Below are 17,233 nucleotides of genomic sequence, written 5' to 3' on the forward strand. Positions count from 1 at the left end.
GAAGATCATCATGGACAAACTGTTTTTTGACAACTTCAATGTCATCATCAGAACATTTTTAATCGGGATTATGGCCTATACGGCCCTTATCATCCTGCTGAGAGCAAGCGGCAAACGCACACTGACGAAACTCAATGCATTCGACCTCATTGTGACCATTGCGCTTGGTTCTACACTAGCAAGCATCATGACCAGTAAAGACATCGCATTACTCCAGGGAATCGTCGCATTCGCCACATTGATCGGCCTGCAGCTGCTCCTGACCAAACTATCACTCATCAATCCGAAAGTCAGTGAAATCATCAAATCAAATCCTACGCTACTCTATTACAAGGGCCAGTTTCTGAAAGAAGCGATGAAGAAAGAACGTCTGCTAGAAACAGAAGTTAAGCAGGCCGTGCGTTCACAAGGTCACGCCTCACTGTCAGAGATAGAAGCCATCATCCTCGAGACAGATGGAACCTTATCCATCTTAAAACCTGATCAGTCCCTTGAACAAACTTTACTAGAAAAAGTCAGCTATCCATCTAAAGATGACTCAACTTATGACAATTAATTTATGATCTCAAAAAAGTACTTTTCGTAAACATGACGAAAAGTGCTTTTATATAGTCACTTATAAAATTGCCTCTGCACTCAGACGTCGCAATACAACAATATCTGTTTTTCTGTCATAAAACTGCACGATTGCTTCAGCACTTTTCAAATTCACCCTGTAATTATTCCGGTTCCTGCTGAAAGGAAACTTTAAGGCAGAAGACTCACACACCCCACCACAGATGATTTTTCTTATAATAGTCTCCATGTATCGTGATTGACTGAACCTGGTCGTTTAAAGATAAGATTTCAACATGATAGCCGTTTGTTTTATTTGTGTCGTAGACAGTGTATTCGCCGCTTTCGCTGTTAATAATCTGATAGTCATAGCCCCAGGCAGTGCGTAATTCATCAATATCAATATCTGATTCTGTAACATCCAGTGAAATAAATTCGAGTTTATCATCTATAAAAGTCATTCTCTTCAGACCGTATTCAATGTATTCTACACCGTTCTCGTTTTGATGCCGGGAATCAGGCTCGCCTACCGCTTCAATCACTTCCTGTAACGTAGCGTTATCACCTGCATGGTAGCCTGCAATGTTATAGTCGTTACTCAATATAGAATAAGCAAAATCTTTATTAAGAATCATCTCTTTTGTAAAGCGGCCTGTATCAGCTTGTTCCAGCGAAGGGCCGGCATAATTTTCTCTGTAAATCGTAATGCCGGAAATACCAGCAGTCGGACCTATATACGGGTAAACTTCTACATAGAAACCATTGTCCTTCACTTTATCGAAACGCATATATTCACTGCCGGTATTTTCAGATTGGACCCCCCAGATTTCCTGTATATCAGGTGAGACATTTTCCTCCAGGACATTCAGCGTAATAGCGTAGATTTTATTGTCAATGATCATAAAACTGAAGTTGTCATAGTGATAGACAGTGCCCTGATCTCCGTCTTCCTTACTTTCATACATACCTAACTTTTCTATCAGATCTCCTGCATCATCACCTGCATGATAACCCATGATATTAAATGAGTTTGACAGAACACTCTGACCGAACTCACGACTATCAATCTGAGGATAGTTGTAGTGAGCGATGCCTCGCTCCATAGAAATATTTTCATCACCTGCATGTTCATTCATGACCTGCTTCATATCATGCTTAGTGAGCCATACAACCTGACCGCTATGAATAAGAGCATCTATACTCCTGCCATTGACGGTATAACGATACAGCATGGAAATACCACTCGGCGAAATACTTTCCCGGCTGTCCTCTTTGCCCCGTGCCTCAAAAAACTCACTCGCGTCGAGGGTCTTCGTCAGGGGAAATAAAAACATATTTTATCTTAGAGTGATCACTCAACTGGTTCTCCTCAGTCACGCCATCAAACACTACAGCATAATCACCGAACTTAACATGCAGACCTCCCAGCATTTCTGCAGTACCGTCATAGGCGCCTAACATCTCTTTTATCTGACTATAAGTAAGTCCTGGTTCAATTCCTTGATACCCTGATCCTTTATCCTTTGTAAATTCATTAATGAGATCCTCAGACATGATATCAATAGTCTTATTCACTTTTTTGACTTCTTCAGTCACTGGATTCTCCGTCGTTTGAGCTTCTGTCGGCGGCTTTTCTGTTTTAAGAGTCACACTTTCTTCCGATGATTTTTCAGAAGCGGTTTCTTCTTTTTTAGACTCTGAATCGTTGCCACAAGCTGCCATAATCATGCTCGTTCCCATTATCACTAACGATAGTTTTCTCATGAATTTCTCCTTAAATGATGAATTATTACTATTATTATGCATCAGTAAACTTTAAATATCTAGATTATCTAGAAAAATATACAAATTTATAGCAATTTCATACATTTTAGCAAATTATATTGAACGTGATTGATGACTGATAAAATAAAAAAACGACAGATTCCAATATCTGTCGTTAAAAAATATAGCTTACAGCACATGTCTGGAAATCAGTTGCTGAAGTGCGATGATGTTAGTCTTCTCAGAAAGAACCTCGCTTCAACCACTTCATCGGGAAGTAAATAACCTCCAAACTCATTCTATACTTCTTGAAGATTCTGCTCGCTTGAGTTGCCCATCAACTGATCGAAAAGACCCATCTACACTTCCTCATTTTTATTTATCATAGCACTCAGAATATGATAAATAAGGAAACCTAGACAGTTTTAAGGGAATTTTAAGGTAAAGAAATGTCTCACTTTTCTCCTTAATTATTATTCAAAGTCCACCAGATACAAGTCACTCTTTACATAACCGTGTCTATCCACTGCATCCATCTGATAAATAGTCTCCTCAGCCAGATTACGGCAGTTCCATGTTACTTGAGGATTCTGCTCTTCACGCGGCACTTTGACATAATGCAGCCTTTTCTACACATAGTACTGACTGGTCAGCTGAACCTGCAGCAGCCACCCTCTTAAATCACAGACAACAGGACGCACATAATCAAAACGTGCTAAATCACGACTCATCATTGAAAGATGGAGAAAAAGAGAACTTCTTAACCGAATCATGACACGATCTCTTACCATCTAACTGCGCCTGAAGAAAATGAGTGCGGTAAGTGAGCCAGAACTTAAAGTTATCGTGCGTGATCATTGATGCCCCTCCCTATGTTAATTCACCATTCCTCTTCTGAAATCGGCAGAACACCATCGAAATCAGTTACCCTGTTACTAAAAGAAGATCTTAAATGCGCAATTAAAGTGACGTCATCAGAAATAATATCAACATAAAAAGGGCTGATCCTTATGAAGGTGTCCTCATTGTAAAAATACGTCACAAGCGGCATATGTACTTTGCGTCTATACGCTTTATAGAACTGCTCTATATCACGCTGACGCAGATTCCTGACAACAGCAAAGTACAGCCGATCAATTGCGCATGAATGGACACTCCAGCTGGGAATTCTCATAAAACGATACAGATAATAAGGCTTAACCTTGCCCCATCCTACTTTACGTTTAGAGAATGCCATCGTAGATAAGTTCCTATTCAGAGCAAGCAGCAGCAATTTAAATTCCTTAAGTGACAAATCGTCTATAGAAAAGCGAATACGATTCTCATCTTCCACCTGAACAAACGGTGACAGAGAAGTATTCAGAAAATCAACACCAGCAATAACAGTCATCAAAATCGCCTCCAGCCATCAGCCTTCTTACAACCATAATATACTATCACTGCTAAAATAAAAAATACCATCAATTGACAATGAAAAGAGCCAAACTAGAATGAAAGTGTTCAATGACTAAATAACAGTAAGACGACCATGGACAGTACAATGATGATTGTAGGTCTGGCGATTGTGATACTGTATATTTTGTTTGGATTCGGACAGATGAAGAAAAAATAAAAAATCGGACAAATCCGATTTTCTTTATATCCATTATTAAATTTTCCTTTATCGTTTCCTCTTCGGTATGGTTGTCAGCTCCTCCACACTCATCCCAAAATATCTGGCTATCGCTAAAAGCTCCCATCCTAGAATAGGTTGCTTGTGATTCTCAAGTCTCGAGTATTTAGAAACACTATACCCTATTACCTCTGCGACTTCAGTTGAGGTATACCCTAGATTCTCACGATGATACTTAATAGCCTCCATAATTTCAGTGTTGTTCATCAAAGAAACCTCGCTTTTTTAGCGAGGTTATCAACTAGTTCAAAGCAAAAGAAAATTCTTGCAGCTTCCGCAAGAATCCTCTCAAACCCTTCTATTTGTTATATAATTTAAAGTTTAATCAACCCCAGTCACAACTTAAAAAGAATTCTCTCATCTTTTCATCATCATGGTTGGTCTGAATCATTTCCACTAAATCTTCAAGGGTCTCTTCTCTGACTTCACTGCCTAACCCGCACTCCCAAATGACAATGACATTAATACCAAGCTCTGTTAATTCTTCGATGTTCCTTTCGTCTCGGGCCACATTGCGCTCAAACTTAGCTTGCCAGAATTTCTGATTCGTCTTGGGCATATTGAACTTGCCGCAATCGTGGACATGCCAGAAGCAGCCGTTCACAAAGATAGCAGTATTGTATTTCGGCAGATAGATATCCGGTGATCCTGGCAGTTCTTTATAGTTCTTTCGATATCTGAATCCTCTCTTGAACAGATAACGTCTGACAATCTCCTCCGGCTTACTGTTCTTCCCTCTGATTCGAGACATATTGTAACTTCTGGCAGACGGATATTCACTTTTCTTCATTGTGCTCACTCCTTTCAACAATTCTTAATTGAAATACGAACGATCGTTCGGTATAATCTTAGTAAGATAAAATATAATATCATCAAGAAATATGTTAATATTAATAAGTTAAATATAGAGGAGGTCCATTGATGAAAAAGCTTAAAGTTGGAGAAATGTTTGCCGGTGTCGGAGGATTCCGTCTAGGTTTAGAAAATACGGAAAACAGAATGTTCGAAATCACTTGGGCAAATCAATGGGAGCCTTCTCGTCGTGTTCAACATGCTTATGATTGTTATACCCATAATTTCAAGACGGGTATACATAGCAATCAGGATATCACTCAGGTGACTAATCATGAACTTGCAAGTACGAATGTCGATATGATAGTAGGCGGATTCCCTTGTCAGGATTATTCAGTAGCGAGATCACTCAGTGGAGAACTAGGCATCCAAGGTAAGAAAGGTGTGTTGTTCTGGGAGATTGCAAGATATATCCAGAACGTCGCTCCTAAGTATATTCTTCTTGAGAATGTAGACAGACTTCTTAAATCCCCCGCTTCTCAGCGTGGTCGTGACTTTGCAGTTATGTTATCTACACTTAATGAACTCGGCTATGATATCGAATGGCGCGTCATTAACGCCGCTGATTATGGTAATGCGCAGAAACGTCGCCGTGTATTCATCTTCGGCTATAGAAAAGAAAATCATTATGCACAGTCTATCACTAAGAAATCAGCGGAAGATATCGTCTTCAAAGAAGGATTCTTCGCAAAAGCATTTCCAGTGACTGATGAAGTCTATAAGGACCGGATCGGAACTGTCACACTTTCTCATGATATTGTAGAAATCTCTGACAACTTCTCTTATACCTTCCATCCATCTGGTTTCATGCGTAACGGGGAAATCTATACGGTACACACTGTACCTCAATATGAGAAACCTGTGACGTTAGGTGAAATTCTGGAAGAAGCAGTCGATGACCAGTATTATCTCTCTGATGAAAAAGTAGAAAAGTTCAAATACCTGCGTGGTGCTAAGAAAATCGAACGGATTACAAAAGATGGTCATAAATATACGTTCAGTGAAGGTGGTATGTCTGAAACAGATGCACTAGATTCACCTGCCCGCACGATGCTTACGAGCGAATCCAGCATCAACCGCAGTACACATCTAATTAAAGATAGCAAAGGTTATCGCACACTTACGCCAGTTGAAGCAGAACGATTGAATGGCTTTCCTGATAATTGGACTGATACGATGGCAGGCAAGATGCGCTTCTTCTGTATGGGTAATGCGCTAGTCGTCCCATTGATTACACGTATGGGAAATGAAATAGAGAACATCGAAATGCAGTATCCTGATGAAACTACACAATTAAATCTTTTTTAAGATTCAAGTCCATTTCATATGAAGTGGACTTTTTTTATTGTAAGTATTATGATATAGAAAAATTTCACATTTTAAATAGGAGTATATATGAAATTCAGAACTTATTCACATAGATATGGCATTGAAATCATAAGTACAGACTCACGCTATAACGAACCGTATCGTAACCTCTTAAAAATCATAGAATCAATCACTGATCAAGAAATCATCAATAGATTTCAACATAGAAAATATGTGGACATGAAAAGTGATACTAGCATCTCACACGTCATAAATGGCATTTTTAAAGAAAAATTACGTGCTGCAGGCTGGCACAGTGAATCACGCATTTTCAAAGAAAAAGTGTACAGTAAAGGAGCAACTGACTGGAGATTAGATTTTACATACAACCACATCTATTCTCTTGAAATTGCGTTTAATCATGCATCTGCTACTTGTGTAAATCTTCTCAAACCTGTCCTAGCTTCCGAGTTAAATCATGTGGAAAAGGAATTTAAGACTGAACTTGGATTAATTATAACTGCTACGGATGAATTAAAGAAAAAAGGGAGATTCGATAATGCTATCGGCTCCTTCGAAGGATATACACTTCAGTGCATACCTATGATGAATCAATTGACAGTACCTATGGTCATCATCGGTCTGGAAGCTCCAGAGACATTTGAACTGGTCAGAATTAAAGAAGGTCAGAGAAATATCGGTCATATTAAGTTATTGAGTCAAGACAGAGTGTTAGACGCTGAACATTACGATAATGAAGGGAAATTAGTAAAAATGTTACTTTATTAAGGAGGTAACTTTATGAAACCTTTTGAATATAAGAATGAAGCTGACTTGATTCAATATGCGAAAGAAGCTGAAGGAAAATATCTTCATGAAATAGACAAAGAAAACATGCTGGAGAATACCAATGTCAAAGGAAAAGTCGGCCATATCATCGAGAAAAGTTATTTCGGATATGATATCAACTCAAATGCAGAAGCTGATTTTGCTGATGTCGGAATTGAGCTTAAAGCAACAGGCTTCACCCGGATGAAGAATGGTCAGCTTAAAGCGAAAGAACGACTTGTTCTGAATATCATCAACTATTTAGAGGAAGCGGATAAAACTTTTTATACATCTAGTTATTGGACGAAGAATGCACGTCTCCTCCTCTTCTTTTATGAATATAAGAGAAATGAAGCAGGTAAAATGGATGTCTGGAATACGCAGATTGCAAAAGTCGATTTATTCGAGATCCCTGAAGAGGATCTGAAAATCGTAAAGCAAGACTGGCAGCTGATCCATAGCAAAATACTTCAAGGGGAAGCTCACCTTCTATCTGAGGGGGACACCTTAATATTAGGAGCCTGTACTAAAGGCACCACGGCAGCATCCTCTATGCGAGAGCAACCTTATAGCAATGAACTAGCAAAACAACGAGCATACTCAATTAAGCAAGGATACATGAGCGCACTAGTACGTAAGTTAATCACAGAGGAACATCTTGTCTCTATTACATCATCAAAAGAAATAGCAGAAAAATCAATTGAAACTGTTCTTGAAGAGAAGTTCAGTCCATATTATGGTATGACCGACCAGGAAATCGCTGAACAAGAAGGTATAGTATTATCAAAAAGCAAAGCACGTGCTGCCAACCTGATCAGTGCAATGCTTGGTATTAAAGGCACACACCTATCTCAGATAGAAGAATTTGAGAAGTATAATATTAAATTTAAAACCATCACCTTGCAAGAAAATGGAAAGCCAAAAGAGCATATGTCTTTTGAAAATATAGACTTTAATGAATATGCTAACGTGCCATGGGAAGAAAGTTCATTAAGAGAAAAATTTGAAGAAACAAAGTGGTTGTTTATTGTATTTCGGAAGAACACTGAGAATGAAAATGTTTTTAAAGGTATCAAACTGTGGAACATGCCTGAAACTGTGATTGAGAATGAATTAAAGCAGTTCTATATGGATACAAAGAGAATTCTTAATGATGGCGTCATACTTGAAGAAACTAAAAGAGGAGTAAAAAATAACCTACCAGGTGCAAAAGACAATTCAGTCTGTCATTTAAGACCGAAAGGACAAAATGCATCTGACAAGGTTAAATTACCTGATGGACAATGGATAACGAAGCAATGCTTTTGGTTGAATAAAGTCTTCTATATTAAAATCATTAAATAAAAGGAGAATAAAATTAATTCTATATCTTAACCCTTTAGCAAATAAATACTTTCTAACCAAAATTTCAGGCTTAGTATTTGCTGACTTTATATTTCTCATATTTTTTAGACGTTTCTCTGGAGTAAGAGTGTCCATATGATCACTTTCCCTTTTTACCTAGATTTTTCCCTTTAAAAACAATAAAAAACAATGATTATCGAATGAATCGTTAATCATTGTTTTCAATTTCATTAATTTGTTTAAAAATACTTTCCAATACTTGCACCACAATACTATTACCTGCCATTCTCACTAATCGTGACAATGGTAAAATTTTCTTTCCTTCTGTCAGATCGATATTATGCTCAATCAAAAGATTAAATTGTTCTTCTTCAAATCCCATAAGCAAGAAGCATTCTCTTGGAGTAAGATTTCTATAATTTATGTTCATTGGAGTAAGAACTTCATCCTCATACTTAATTATCCCTGAATTAGGATTCCGATCTTGCTTAGTAGTAATGGTGCGTGCATATTGATTAGGTTCAACTTTTCTATCTACTGCTAGTATTACATTATTTTCATATATCTTCTCTCGTGAAGGCGACCAGGTTGGTGTACTCTGTATAGCTTCTTTTCTATAGACGGAATTATCATAATTTAACTTCAGATAATCGCTTAATGGGCGTATATTCTCTCTATCCAAAACAATGTTTTCCAGATTATTAAAAAAGAAGTAATCGTTTACTGCACTATATTCTTCTTCATCTTTAGCAAGAACACTTAACATGTACGTTCTCTTCCTTGATTGAGGTACACCGAAGTTACGTGCGTCTAATGTATAAACCTGATTGTAATATCCGTATGCTTGCAGGAAATCTTGAAACTCTCTGAAATTTTCTATGTGTTTTGATGAAAGGATATTACTTACATTCTCCATTAAAAGAAATTTCGGAAGTGGTTTATCCGCTTCTTTATACTCCATCAGTATTCTCTCTATCTGCCATAAAAGTGTAGACCTATTATTTGCATCTCTATTAATCCCACCAGAGTTTTTGTGCCAATGACCACTCACAGATAAGTCCTGGCATGGAAATGAGTATGTGAGAAGATCAGCATCCGGCAAATCGACTGCCTTTACTTTTGTAATATCGACAAGGTTATTATTTCTTTCTATAGAACAAAGAATAGATTTAAGCTGAAGAACGCCCATTGCTGACAACGATCGTTCTGATAAGGGCTCTTTGCCATCTCCGGAAAGAGTGTACTTTGATAGCTCCTTTACTAAAGATTCTTTTGTATGGTGTCGATATGGGCTTAAATCCTGAGGGCCATTGTGCATAATGTCATAGGCGTACATTGCACCTATTTCCCATTCGACTATCGCCTCTATAGAATGTTCAATACCAATATTTTTTAACGCTTGAGCCTGGCTACCAATGCCACTGAACGTTTCTATTACTTTTAACATTGAATAACCAACTACTTTCATTTATTATTACTTATTACTTGTGAAAAACATCCGAAACAGATGTTCTTCAATTTTTTCAAATACGATTAATTCCATTTGATTTTCTTCCAGCCTTTTTCTAGTGATTGGCTGGAATTCTTTCATTCCGAGTTTTTCTTTAATTAGCAGATACCAGTCTCCATTTAAAAGGCGTAATTCACGATTGAATTGGCCACTTAGTTCCATCTGATAACATCTCTCTTCTTCATCGATAACCTTGAAAGTCGCATCAGTAGGAAAGAACTCGTTTAGATATGGACGCTTATTAGTAGTTATATATGCTTCCTTATTATCAAAGGCTGCATTTATTTTACTAAACTGCCAGTTAGGATCTGATTTTTCATCAAGCATGATTTCAATCACTTTAACTTTAGAAGAATCAATAAAATGTCTGTTCCTGATTTTCAAAATAAGATTCAATTGATTATGATTGGTTTTATATACTTCCTCATTATCATTGATTTTAGAGATAATAGGCACAGAATGATAAAGTTCTTCATAACTGATTTTAGCTATATCTTCTTGCTGTTCAATGAATGCGACTTTTTCATCAACATTTTCTGAATCACATCTAATAGACAGAACTTTCTGCGCTTCAAATAATCCATGAAGAGACTCCTGAGTTTCTGTCAGCAATTCACGATGATGGTAAAATCCATTTTCACTGAAGTTTGCAGAACCTATTAATTTTATCTCATCTTCTGAATTAATGAAATGATAAATTTTCATATGAGTTGGTGCACCTTCAATTTGATAGTATACAACAATATTTTCATTGATAGCCATTAACTGCAGGTATTTTTCATGATCATACCTAGGAACGCCCTGATTGGTCATTCCGATAAATAGATTTATTGTTAAATGCGGAAAGTCATGTACAACTTGCTCTAGAAACTTACCGCTCCCATAGCCTGAAATAATATTCAGTGTTTCTGCTTGGGCAGCATACCTGCTCAGTACGTTGTCATATAGTTGATGATAGTACATCTATTCTTTACCTAAAGCAGTTGCAAATAAATTATTTACATATCCCTTTATACCACCTTCAGATAATTCAGGTGTGACAACTGCCAATCTAGCCGTATTAAGTTTTAATACAGATCTAAATAAGTTTCGGTCATTATCTTCATGGTCATTATATTGCAACATAATCTCTCGGTAGAGTTCAATATGATATCCGATTCCTGGTCGTTCGACTAAGTTCATTATTGTGTCAGTCGTATTGTTCTTGAGCAACTGATAAGTTTCTTCTGCATTATTATGCCAGGAGAGCGCGACATACCACCAAATTGTTTTTAACCATATACGTCTGGAGTTCCTAAAATATCTATCCTCATGCTTTCCCCATCGGGCATGCACTACATCAGGAATCACATTTACAGATAAATAGCGCCATATATCATCTTTAGCAGCAATACGATTTGTGAACCCTATAGCTTCATTAAGAAGTGAGTAAATCGCAATACCATATTTTAAATCAAATTCGTATCCGAGCTTATTCGCACCATCCAGATTCAGGTCTTCAAATATACGATCGCGTGCTTCAATCATCTGATTGCGCAGTTCTCTCATAGATTCCGGGGGATTAATTGGATTTACTTCATCTGTTAATATCTCAATTTTCGAAAAGTCTTTCTCAGCATTTGCCACGCTATAATTGTTATTTTCCCAGTTAATCATTTTCACTCGCTCCTTTCAGGAAGCTCTGACTGAAATAAGCTCTTAAAGAATTTGTTATGGTGAACATATCAGTTGTATCAACATTAAAAGTCTTCACCCAATACTGACATGCTGACAGAATGCTTCCCTCAACAATGATTTCTTCTGAATGCAAGTCACAATTTTCATTTTTGACTTGCGTAATAATCATAGCCATTGCCTGAACCATAATGTCTCCCATCATGGTCCGGCTGATAGCTGTTTTTCCTTCTTTAAGTTGTGGGAATAAGTAATGCTTAATGTTCAGACTTAGACAAACATTTGAACTATTAAATGAATCCGATTCAGCATCAACCCAATGTTTTTCAAGCTTCCAAAGAGGTCCTTCTTTATCTTCAAATTCATTGATCGGAAATGAGGATGCATCGCCATCAACAATAACCATATAATTATGCAGGTCAAATTCTGTCAGAATCATACCCGAGTGATTAGCATGTTTAAAATAATGATTGTTATATTCTTTTAGATAGAGAAAATAATCTAAAGATAACTGCCCATTTAATTCACCGGCGTTAAATGTCTGATTAAAATCAAACTTTATATCTTTCATATCAGATGTAATTTCAAATATTGTTAATGTCTTCTGAAAAAAAGAGGATTTAGAATGTATATGTACTGCAAAACCAATTGTATTTTCCGGCATAGTGACACCGTTGCTGCCAAAAAGAACCGAAGCATCTTTAATAGAGAGAGTCGAATGTACTTTAAGGTTATTTTCAGCAGGTGTCCAATTATTATCATAATCGTTTACTACAATCATTCCGTCAAAATCAGGCAGGGGATTTAACTTTACTGTTTCATTTTCAGATTGATAGGAAAGACCTTTGAATTCTATAAAGAGTCCGCTATTTTCGATCAATTGTTCATTAATCTTTTTATATAACGCTATCTGATTTGAACTCATTATAATTCCTCCCTTTTATCATTCTGCTTTTCCGTTTTAATACCTAGTAATGGTTGATACTGATGAGAGTTCATTTGAATAATAAACTTCACCTTTATTTCTCGTTTATCAGTATCTTTTGAATCAAAATGAAGTTCGCTAGTGATACCTTCACGTGTTTTAATAGCCGTGTATTGATTACCTTCAGTAACTTCCACTGATTTAATGACATAAGGAAACTGAACTGTACCTTCAAATGACTGTTCCCAGTTATGCGCATCAATTTTTTGATCCTGCCCCATAATATATATATAGACCTTATTAGTACTTTTAGGAACAAGTGTAATATCGACTGTTAATTCAATATGTCTGTCATCCAGAATATCCGTCTTCGTGATAAGTAACGTCGGTTTAGGACCTTTTTTAGGGCCCTCTACGCCTCCACCACCGCCAGGTGGCTTTCGACCACTTTTACCAAATCCTTTAGGCGGCATAAGCATCGAGCCGAATTTTCGTGATAATGCTGAAGTCGCACTTGAACTGTTGTTCTTTTCTTCACCTATATATGTTTTTTGTATCGAGGACATTGTATATGTTTTAATACGTTTAATAATTGTTATACTGTCTTCATCTGCCCATGTAGCGTGATCAGCATTTTCAGTAGCACGAAGGTAAGCTTCCAGGTTATTATACCCCATCTCCTTGTAACTTGTTTTCAGTTCACCAGCTGAATTGGGAACAAAAAATGCAAATAAATAATGATCTTCCTTAAGCGTAATATTTGCAGGCAACCAGTCATTCGTTACACTGTATTCAATAACCATTCCAGGTTTACGAGAGTAAGCCAGTACTTTATTTATTCCTTCAATTCCATTTGCACTATCATTATAATCAAGTCCAAGATGCACTAAGGCAGAAGGTTTGTTCTCTGGAGCGGTCATTTTTAAATCATCATAACTTACTTCCGTGAAAGCAATATGCCCCACTGCACCTTTCAGTTTTAAGACGTTTGATAAACCGTCTATAGGAATAACTTTAATATTGGCATCAACAGGTTTATTTATTAATGCGGAATTATAAAGTTTCTGGATTACGTTAAAAACAGGCTCAGTATTGGAATTAGGCATTATAACTTCCTGATTTACCTTGCACATTAAATACGAATTTCCGTGAACAGCACGATATGCTTTATTCATAAGACGAGGCGTATACCAGCGTTGAACTGCCATCTTAATCGCTTCATGATAGTCTTCCATCCATGGATACTTCTGCTGTTTTTCAATTTCGCCTTCGTTTAAATCTTCTACAAAAGGAATAATAATTGTTGTACCTGTCTCTTCGTTTTCATATGGTTTTAAATTAAATATACTCAGAATTTCAGCTATTTGATCATGATCAGTTATTGGCAGTAATTTATTAGGGTTCTCACCGTATTCACCCCACCAGGCTATTCCCCTGTGATTTTCAGGCAAAATTCTTTGGGCTTGTTTGGGACTCTCTATTAAAGAAGCTATAAGACGCTCTTCATAATTATCTTCTAATGATACACGAGAATAGTACAGAACAATACCTTGTCCCAACCTGAAATAACTTGTTTTGCCTAATCCCCAGCTTCCTCCAGCACCCGCTTTATCTTGGTTCTTACCGATTCCAAAAACAAGCTTCTGAAAGTTACTGCGATTGAACTCATCATTATCATCAGATTTATAATCACCTGTCAGACCCAATGTATTTTTATCTGAAACAGCAATGACTCTTTGCGGCCCTCTAAATCTACGGTTTAATGTTTCTTCAATTCCTTCAAAATGTTTTGCAAGTTTTTCTGTATCAAAAAAATCAACATGGAATGTTACATTTGTAGATTCTACGTCTGGTAAAGTGGCATCGAGACTGTTCTGCAAGGACTCGCGTACCATTAAATCAATAGTAGGCATCGTTTTATTCTGAAGCGAGCGTAAAATAGCGTCTCCATCTTGTGACATACTCTGTAAATCATTATTGGCTTGTTTTATTTTCAATCTTCTTCGACCTCTTCTTCTACTGATTGACTACTTAAATTAATATGCGCTGTTACATATTTAACATTTGTATCGCTGTTTGCAATACCTGGAATCATGATATTTAAACCGATAATATCCACTGGGAAATTCAATGGTTCACGTCTTGAACTCTCTTTATTAACATCCGCTAGATACTCTTTTTTTGTACGCTGATCTTTATCAAGTTTATAGATAATGAGTTGAGGTACTGTACTTAAACCTGCTTGCTCCCGTATCTGATATACATCCTTTGTGCTACTAATATTTGCGCCCTCATAATTTGTATCTGCCACTAAATCCGCAGGTGTACGTAGTGCACCAATGTTAGCAATCTCTTCATTACTTCTGGAAGTTAATTTAGTACGGATGTTTGCACCAGGATTCTCACCTTGAATCTGCCATTCGAGATCTGCATTCTGCTGATTTTTAGAGGCGTTTCTATAGGAATAGATAATATTCCAGTTATTAAATAAATCATTATTTTCTTCAATCCAGTCCATCAGAGCAGGAATGCATGACATTTGTATATCCTTTTCACAGACTTGATAATTCTTTAAATAATCATGAACCACTTGTTTATCTATATCCCTGAATATCATTTTATTAGAACTGATTTCAGGCTTCGGAAGACTATTAAGAAAACTCTTAGTCAAACTTAAGTTATGTTCTAGTTTGTTGACGTTTTTCTCAAAGTAAATGGTCTGAGAATTAAAACCTGTAAAATCAAATTCAGCACCTACTGCAGCCTGCATTTTATTATTAGAAGTAATTTTAATAAGATTATTTTTATAGGAGTTCTTAATTTTGGGTCCAAATTCACTTGGAGATTTTCCATTTACTGCGTACTCGGCTACATCTTCACGTAGTTCTTCGTTCATTTGAGAGAGAAATTCGAATCGTTCGCGAGCTATATTTTCAAGCCAGACTCGTGGAAATAATTCATAACCTTTTCTATAACCGAACCATCTACCCATCTGCATGAGGGTATCTGCCTGGTTCGTTGTTCTGAGAAAATAGGTAGAAGTTAATCCTTCTAATGTTAATCCTCGAGAAAGTGTATTACCGCCAACTACTATAAATGCCGGAGCCATATCAGGCATCTGTTTTTTATCAGGATAGACAAGTCTTACTATTTGCTGATCGGCCTGAGATTTACTGTTATCAATAGCTAAATGGAAACCTTTATGATACTTAGGTGCTCCAGATTCTCCGATTGGAATGTGACTGATTAGCTCGTTATCATTTAATCGGAAAATAAAATCGAGCTCTGGTTTAATCTCTTCAAATAATGGATAATCAGGTACTTGATCTGGTGTTGAGTAATCTTTCATTCCTCGCAAGAAATAATTTCTCTTAAACTCTATTTTCTCATTTTCGTACAATTCACGCAGCTCTTTTAAAGTATCTTCGTAATTTTCTTTCATATATTTAACGTATTGTTCAATCTTATCAGCAATAATCTGATGCTCAATAATCTTAAAACTAGTATGAACGAGCATTGAAATTGGATTTTTATATTCAAGATATCGCATAGTAGCAACTGTTAGAACAAACCATTGAATAGATTGTTTAAAGCTCCTCGGAATATCTTCACCTAAATCCTCATTTTGTATTTCTCGTATTAAAGCAGCATCAGCGTCACTTATTTCTCTAATGATATTAACGGTAGGGACTGCTTCAGGTTCTTCCATTCCAAAAATTTGTTTTGGACCGATATAATCTTCTGATGGTTCAAGAGAAATAATAAAGTCCTTAGGATACAAGGAATCTATAGTTGTTTCATTTAATACATTCGCATAGGGAGTAGCGGTATATGAAATATAATTCATGCCACCAAATTTGGAACTGTGAACCAGTTCTTTTATCAGCCGATTAATAGCAGTACGATCTTCTTCTTCAATCTTCAGGGTGTTAACACTAGCTTGATCTGCTTCATCATCAATAACTAGGATTTTCATTTGCTTAGCTTTCTTTTCATCTTCAAGTAACCATTTAATAAGATTTTCAAGTCTCTTCTTATTTTTAAGGACGACAGTAAAATATCTTTTTTTGCCATTTTCCTCTAGATTATATGAAGAAATATTATGTTCTGGCAACCTTGAATTTGGTGAAGGTTGATTAATTGTCTGCCACTGGAGGTTACTAGAACCTTTAGGGGTCATATCATTATACAAACGTGTAGCGGTCTGCTGTCTTAAATTCTCAATAACTCCAGAAAGAATGATAAATACATTAAAGCCATTATCAGCTGCCATTGCCATCAAGCCAGCCATATTTGCAGTTTTTCCTGATTGAACATTCCCTATTACTAATCCTTTAGTTGGACCGGAATCACTTGTATCCATTGACAAATGCTGGAGTATTGAGAAAGAGGACTTTTCTATATTAAGAATAGAGTTTTCTGAAAGACCCTTCTGCTCTAAACTTTTTTTATATAGCTGCCAGGAGGATCCATAATCCCCAGGTATTTTAGCATCATTTCTAATCTTATCTCCTAATTTAACTACCTTTACCTTCTCATGTCTTGCATGAATCTCATCTACAAGGTGAACCCATAAATCTTCAGTTATTTCTCCCTGTTGCATATTAACATTAAATGGTATAAAAGAATGAAGATACATATCTTTATCCGGAAAAATCTTCAGACTTCTTACACCTTCCCAATCATAGTTATGACTCTGAAGTAAACCTTGAATATATGTTTTTAAATTATCATATTTTTTATCCATGTAGTTTCCACATCCTATGTAAATTTTGTAAGCGTTTAATATATTTAGATTAAC

Annotated in this window: 17 protein-coding genes; 4 read left to right on the forward strand and 13 right to left on the reverse strand. The window is 36.5% G+C overall.

Features of this window, described 5'->3' with window-relative positions; all coding sequences use genetic code 11:
* The first annotated feature begins 10 nt into the window (after positions 1-10).
* The gene (locus tag ERX27_RS02410) at positions 11-556 is read left to right on the forward strand and encodes a DUF421 domain-containing protein (RefSeq protein ID WP_208001744.1); all 546 of its coding nucleotides are present in this window, start codon (positions 11-13) and stop codon (positions 554-556) included.
* A gap of 205 nt (positions 557-761) precedes the next feature.
* Here ERX27_RS02410 and ERX27_RS02415 read toward each other — a convergent pair whose 3' ends face one another.
* The 6 genes from ERX27_RS02415 to ERX27_RS02435 form a co-directional block, all read right to left on the reverse strand.
* A complete protein-coding gene (locus ERX27_RS02415) occupies positions 762-1,889 on the reverse strand; it encodes a hypothetical protein (RefSeq protein WP_165983051.1) in 1,128 nt (375 codons plus the stop codon).
* Positions 1,849-2,319 (reverse strand): hypothetical protein, encoded by a 471-nt coding sequence (locus ERX27_RS02420; protein ID WP_133431244.1) that lies wholly within the window; start codon positions 2,317-2,319, stop codon positions 1,849-1,851. Before ERX27_RS02420 ends, ERX27_RS02415 begins: the two co-directional genes overlap by 41 nt.
* A 629-nt stretch (positions 2,320-2,948) precedes the next feature.
* A complete protein-coding gene (locus ERX27_RS11340; RefSeq protein ID WP_165983052.1) occupies positions 2,949-3,110 on the reverse strand; it encodes a hypothetical protein in 162 nt (53 codons plus the stop codon).
* 89 nt (positions 3,111-3,199) lie between these two features.
* Complete coding sequence (locus ERX27_RS02425; RefSeq protein WP_133431245.1) at positions 3,200-3,709, reverse strand: hypothetical protein; 510 nt, start codon at positions 3,707-3,709, stop codon at positions 3,200-3,202.
* Between the two features lie 270 nt (positions 3,710-3,979).
* Positions 3,980-4,198 carry a helix-turn-helix domain-containing protein gene (locus tag ERX27_RS11615; protein WP_133431246.1) on the reverse strand — a complete coding sequence of 73 codons (219 nt, stop codon included), beginning with the start codon at positions 4,196-4,198 and terminating at the stop codon, positions 3,980-3,982.
* Between the two features lie 118 nt (positions 4,199-4,316).
* Complete coding sequence (locus ERX27_RS02435) at positions 4,317-4,781, reverse strand: very short patch repair endonuclease (protein ID WP_133431247.1); 465 nt, start codon at positions 4,779-4,781, stop codon at positions 4,317-4,319.
* A gap of 131 nt (positions 4,782-4,912) precedes the next feature.
* Between ERX27_RS02435 and dcm (ERX27_RS02440) the strand changes: the two genes are divergently transcribed.
* From dcm (ERX27_RS02440) to ERX27_RS02450, 3 genes are all read left to right on the forward strand, one after another.
* Positions 4,913-6,151 (forward strand): DNA (cytosine-5-)-methyltransferase, encoded by a 1,239-nt coding sequence (dcm, locus tag ERX27_RS02440; RefSeq protein WP_133431248.1) that lies wholly within the window; start codon positions 4,913-4,915, stop codon positions 6,149-6,151.
* 87 nt (positions 6,152-6,238) lie between these two features.
* On the forward strand, positions 6,239-6,940 hold the full coding sequence (locus tag ERX27_RS02445) for a BglII/BstYI family type II restriction endonuclease (protein WP_133431249.1): 702 nt from the start codon (positions 6,239-6,241) through the stop codon (positions 6,938-6,940).
* A 12-nt stretch (positions 6,941-6,952) separates the two neighbouring features.
* On the forward strand, positions 6,953-8,323 hold the full coding sequence (locus tag ERX27_RS02450; protein WP_133431250.1) for a Sau3AI family type II restriction endonuclease: 1,371 nt from the start codon (positions 6,953-6,955) through the stop codon (positions 8,321-8,323).
* Here the strand turns inward: ERX27_RS02450 and ERX27_RS11620 are convergent.
* The 7 genes from ERX27_RS11620 to ERX27_RS02485 all read right to left on the reverse strand — a co-directional run bounded on the left by ERX27_RS11620 (position 8,249) and on the right by ERX27_RS02485 (position 17,179).
* Positions 8,249-8,458 (reverse strand): PDDEXK family nuclease, encoded by a 210-nt coding sequence (locus ERX27_RS11620; protein ID WP_133431251.1) that lies wholly within the window; start codon positions 8,456-8,458, stop codon positions 8,249-8,251. The two genes, ERX27_RS02450 and ERX27_RS11620, sit on opposite strands and share 75 nt — an antisense overlap.
* A gap of 73 nt (positions 8,459-8,531) precedes the next feature.
* On the reverse strand, positions 8,532-9,791 hold the full coding sequence (gene dcm, locus ERX27_RS02460) for a DNA (cytosine-5-)-methyltransferase (RefSeq protein ID WP_243715853.1): 1,260 nt from the start codon (positions 9,789-9,791) through the stop codon (positions 8,532-8,534).
* A 6-nt stretch (positions 9,792-9,797) separates the two neighbouring features.
* Positions 9,798-10,796: a phospholipase D family protein gene (locus tag ERX27_RS02465; RefSeq protein WP_133431252.1), complete on the reverse strand. Its 999-nt coding sequence runs from the start codon at positions 10,794-10,796 to the stop codon at positions 9,798-9,800.
* Positions 10,797-11,489: a DUF6339 family protein gene (locus ERX27_RS02470; RefSeq protein ID WP_133431253.1), complete on the reverse strand. Its 693-nt coding sequence runs from the start codon at positions 11,487-11,489 to the stop codon at positions 10,797-10,799.
* On the reverse strand, positions 11,482-12,432 hold the full coding sequence (locus ERX27_RS02475; protein WP_133431254.1) for a hypothetical protein: 951 nt from the start codon (positions 12,430-12,432) through the stop codon (positions 11,482-11,484). The genes ERX27_RS02470 and ERX27_RS02475 overlap by 8 nt, the downstream gene beginning before the upstream one ends.
* Positions 12,432-14,429 carry a hypothetical protein gene (locus ERX27_RS02480; protein ID WP_133431255.1) on the reverse strand — a complete coding sequence of 666 codons (1,998 nt, stop codon included), beginning with the start codon at positions 14,427-14,429 and terminating at the stop codon, positions 12,432-12,434. Before ERX27_RS02480 ends, ERX27_RS02475 begins: the two co-directional genes overlap by 1 nt.
* Positions 14,426-17,179 (reverse strand): Z1 domain-containing protein, encoded by a 2,754-nt coding sequence (locus tag ERX27_RS02485; protein WP_243715854.1) that lies wholly within the window; start codon positions 17,177-17,179, stop codon positions 14,426-14,428. The genes ERX27_RS02480 and ERX27_RS02485 overlap by 4 nt, the downstream gene beginning before the upstream one ends.
* Positions 17,180-17,233 lie beyond the last annotated feature (54 nt).

It is taken from the genome of Macrococcus brunensis, from assembly GCF_004359615.1.
Classification (GTDB): Bacteria; Bacillota; Bacilli; order Staphylococcales; family Staphylococcaceae; genus Macrococcus; species Macrococcus brunensis.

Bases quoted from the DNA above. Each gene is read 5' to 3' on its own strand.
- ERX27_RS02425 (WP_133431245.1), bottom strand. From the start codon at position 3,709: ATGACTGTTATTGCTGGTGTTGATTTTCTGAATACTTCTCTGTCACCG.
- dcm (WP_243715853.1), bottom strand. From the start codon at position 9,791: ATGAAAGTAGTTGGTTATTCAATGTTAAAAGTAATAGAAACGTTCAGT.
- ERX27_RS02435 (WP_133431247.1), bottom strand. From the start codon at position 4,781: ATGAAGAAAAGTGAATATCCGTCTGCCAGAAGTTACAATATGTCTCGA.
- ERX27_RS02465 (WP_133431252.1), bottom strand. From the start codon at position 10,796: ATGTACTATCATCAACTATATGACAACGTACTGAGCAGGTATGCTGCC.
- ERX27_RS11340 (WP_165983052.1), bottom strand. From the start codon at position 3,110: ATGGTAAGAGATCGTGTCATGATTCGGTTAAGAAGTTCTCTTTTTCTC.
- ERX27_RS02415 (WP_165983051.1), bottom strand. From the start codon at position 1,889: ATGTTTTTATTTCCCCTGACGAAGACCCTCGACGCGAGTGAGTTTTTT.
- ERX27_RS11615 (WP_133431246.1), bottom strand. From the start codon at position 4,198: ATGAACAACACTGAAATTATGGAGGCTATTAAGTATCATCGTGAGAAT.
- ERX27_RS02485 (WP_243715854.1), bottom strand. From the start codon at position 17,179: ATGGATAAAAAATATGATAATTTAAAAACATATATTCAAGGTTTACTT.
- dcm (WP_133431248.1), top strand. From the start codon at position 4,913: ATGAAAAAGCTTAAAGTTGGAGAAATGTTTGCCGGTGTCGGAGGATTC.
- ERX27_RS02475 (WP_133431254.1), bottom strand. From the start codon at position 12,432: ATGAGTTCAAATCAGATAGCGTTATATAAAAAGATTAATGAACAATTG.
- ERX27_RS02445 (WP_133431249.1), top strand. From the start codon at position 6,239: ATGAAATTCAGAACTTATTCACATAGATATGGCATTGAAATCATAAGT.
- ERX27_RS11620 (WP_133431251.1), bottom strand. From the start codon at position 8,458: ATGGACACTCTTACTCCAGAGAAACGTCTAAAAAATATGAGAAATATA.
- ERX27_RS02420 (WP_133431244.1), bottom strand. From the start codon at position 2,319: ATGAGAAAACTATCGTTAGTGATAATGGGAACGAGCATGATTATGGCA.
- ERX27_RS02450 (WP_133431250.1), top strand. From the start codon at position 6,953: ATGAAACCTTTTGAATATAAGAATGAAGCTGACTTGATTCAATATGCG.
- ERX27_RS02410 (WP_208001744.1), top strand. From the start codon at position 11: ATGGACAAACTGTTTTTTGACAACTTCAATGTCATCATCAGAACATTT.
- ERX27_RS02470 (WP_133431253.1), bottom strand. From the start codon at position 11,489: ATGATTAACTGGGAAAATAACAATTATAGCGTGGCAAATGCTGAGAAA.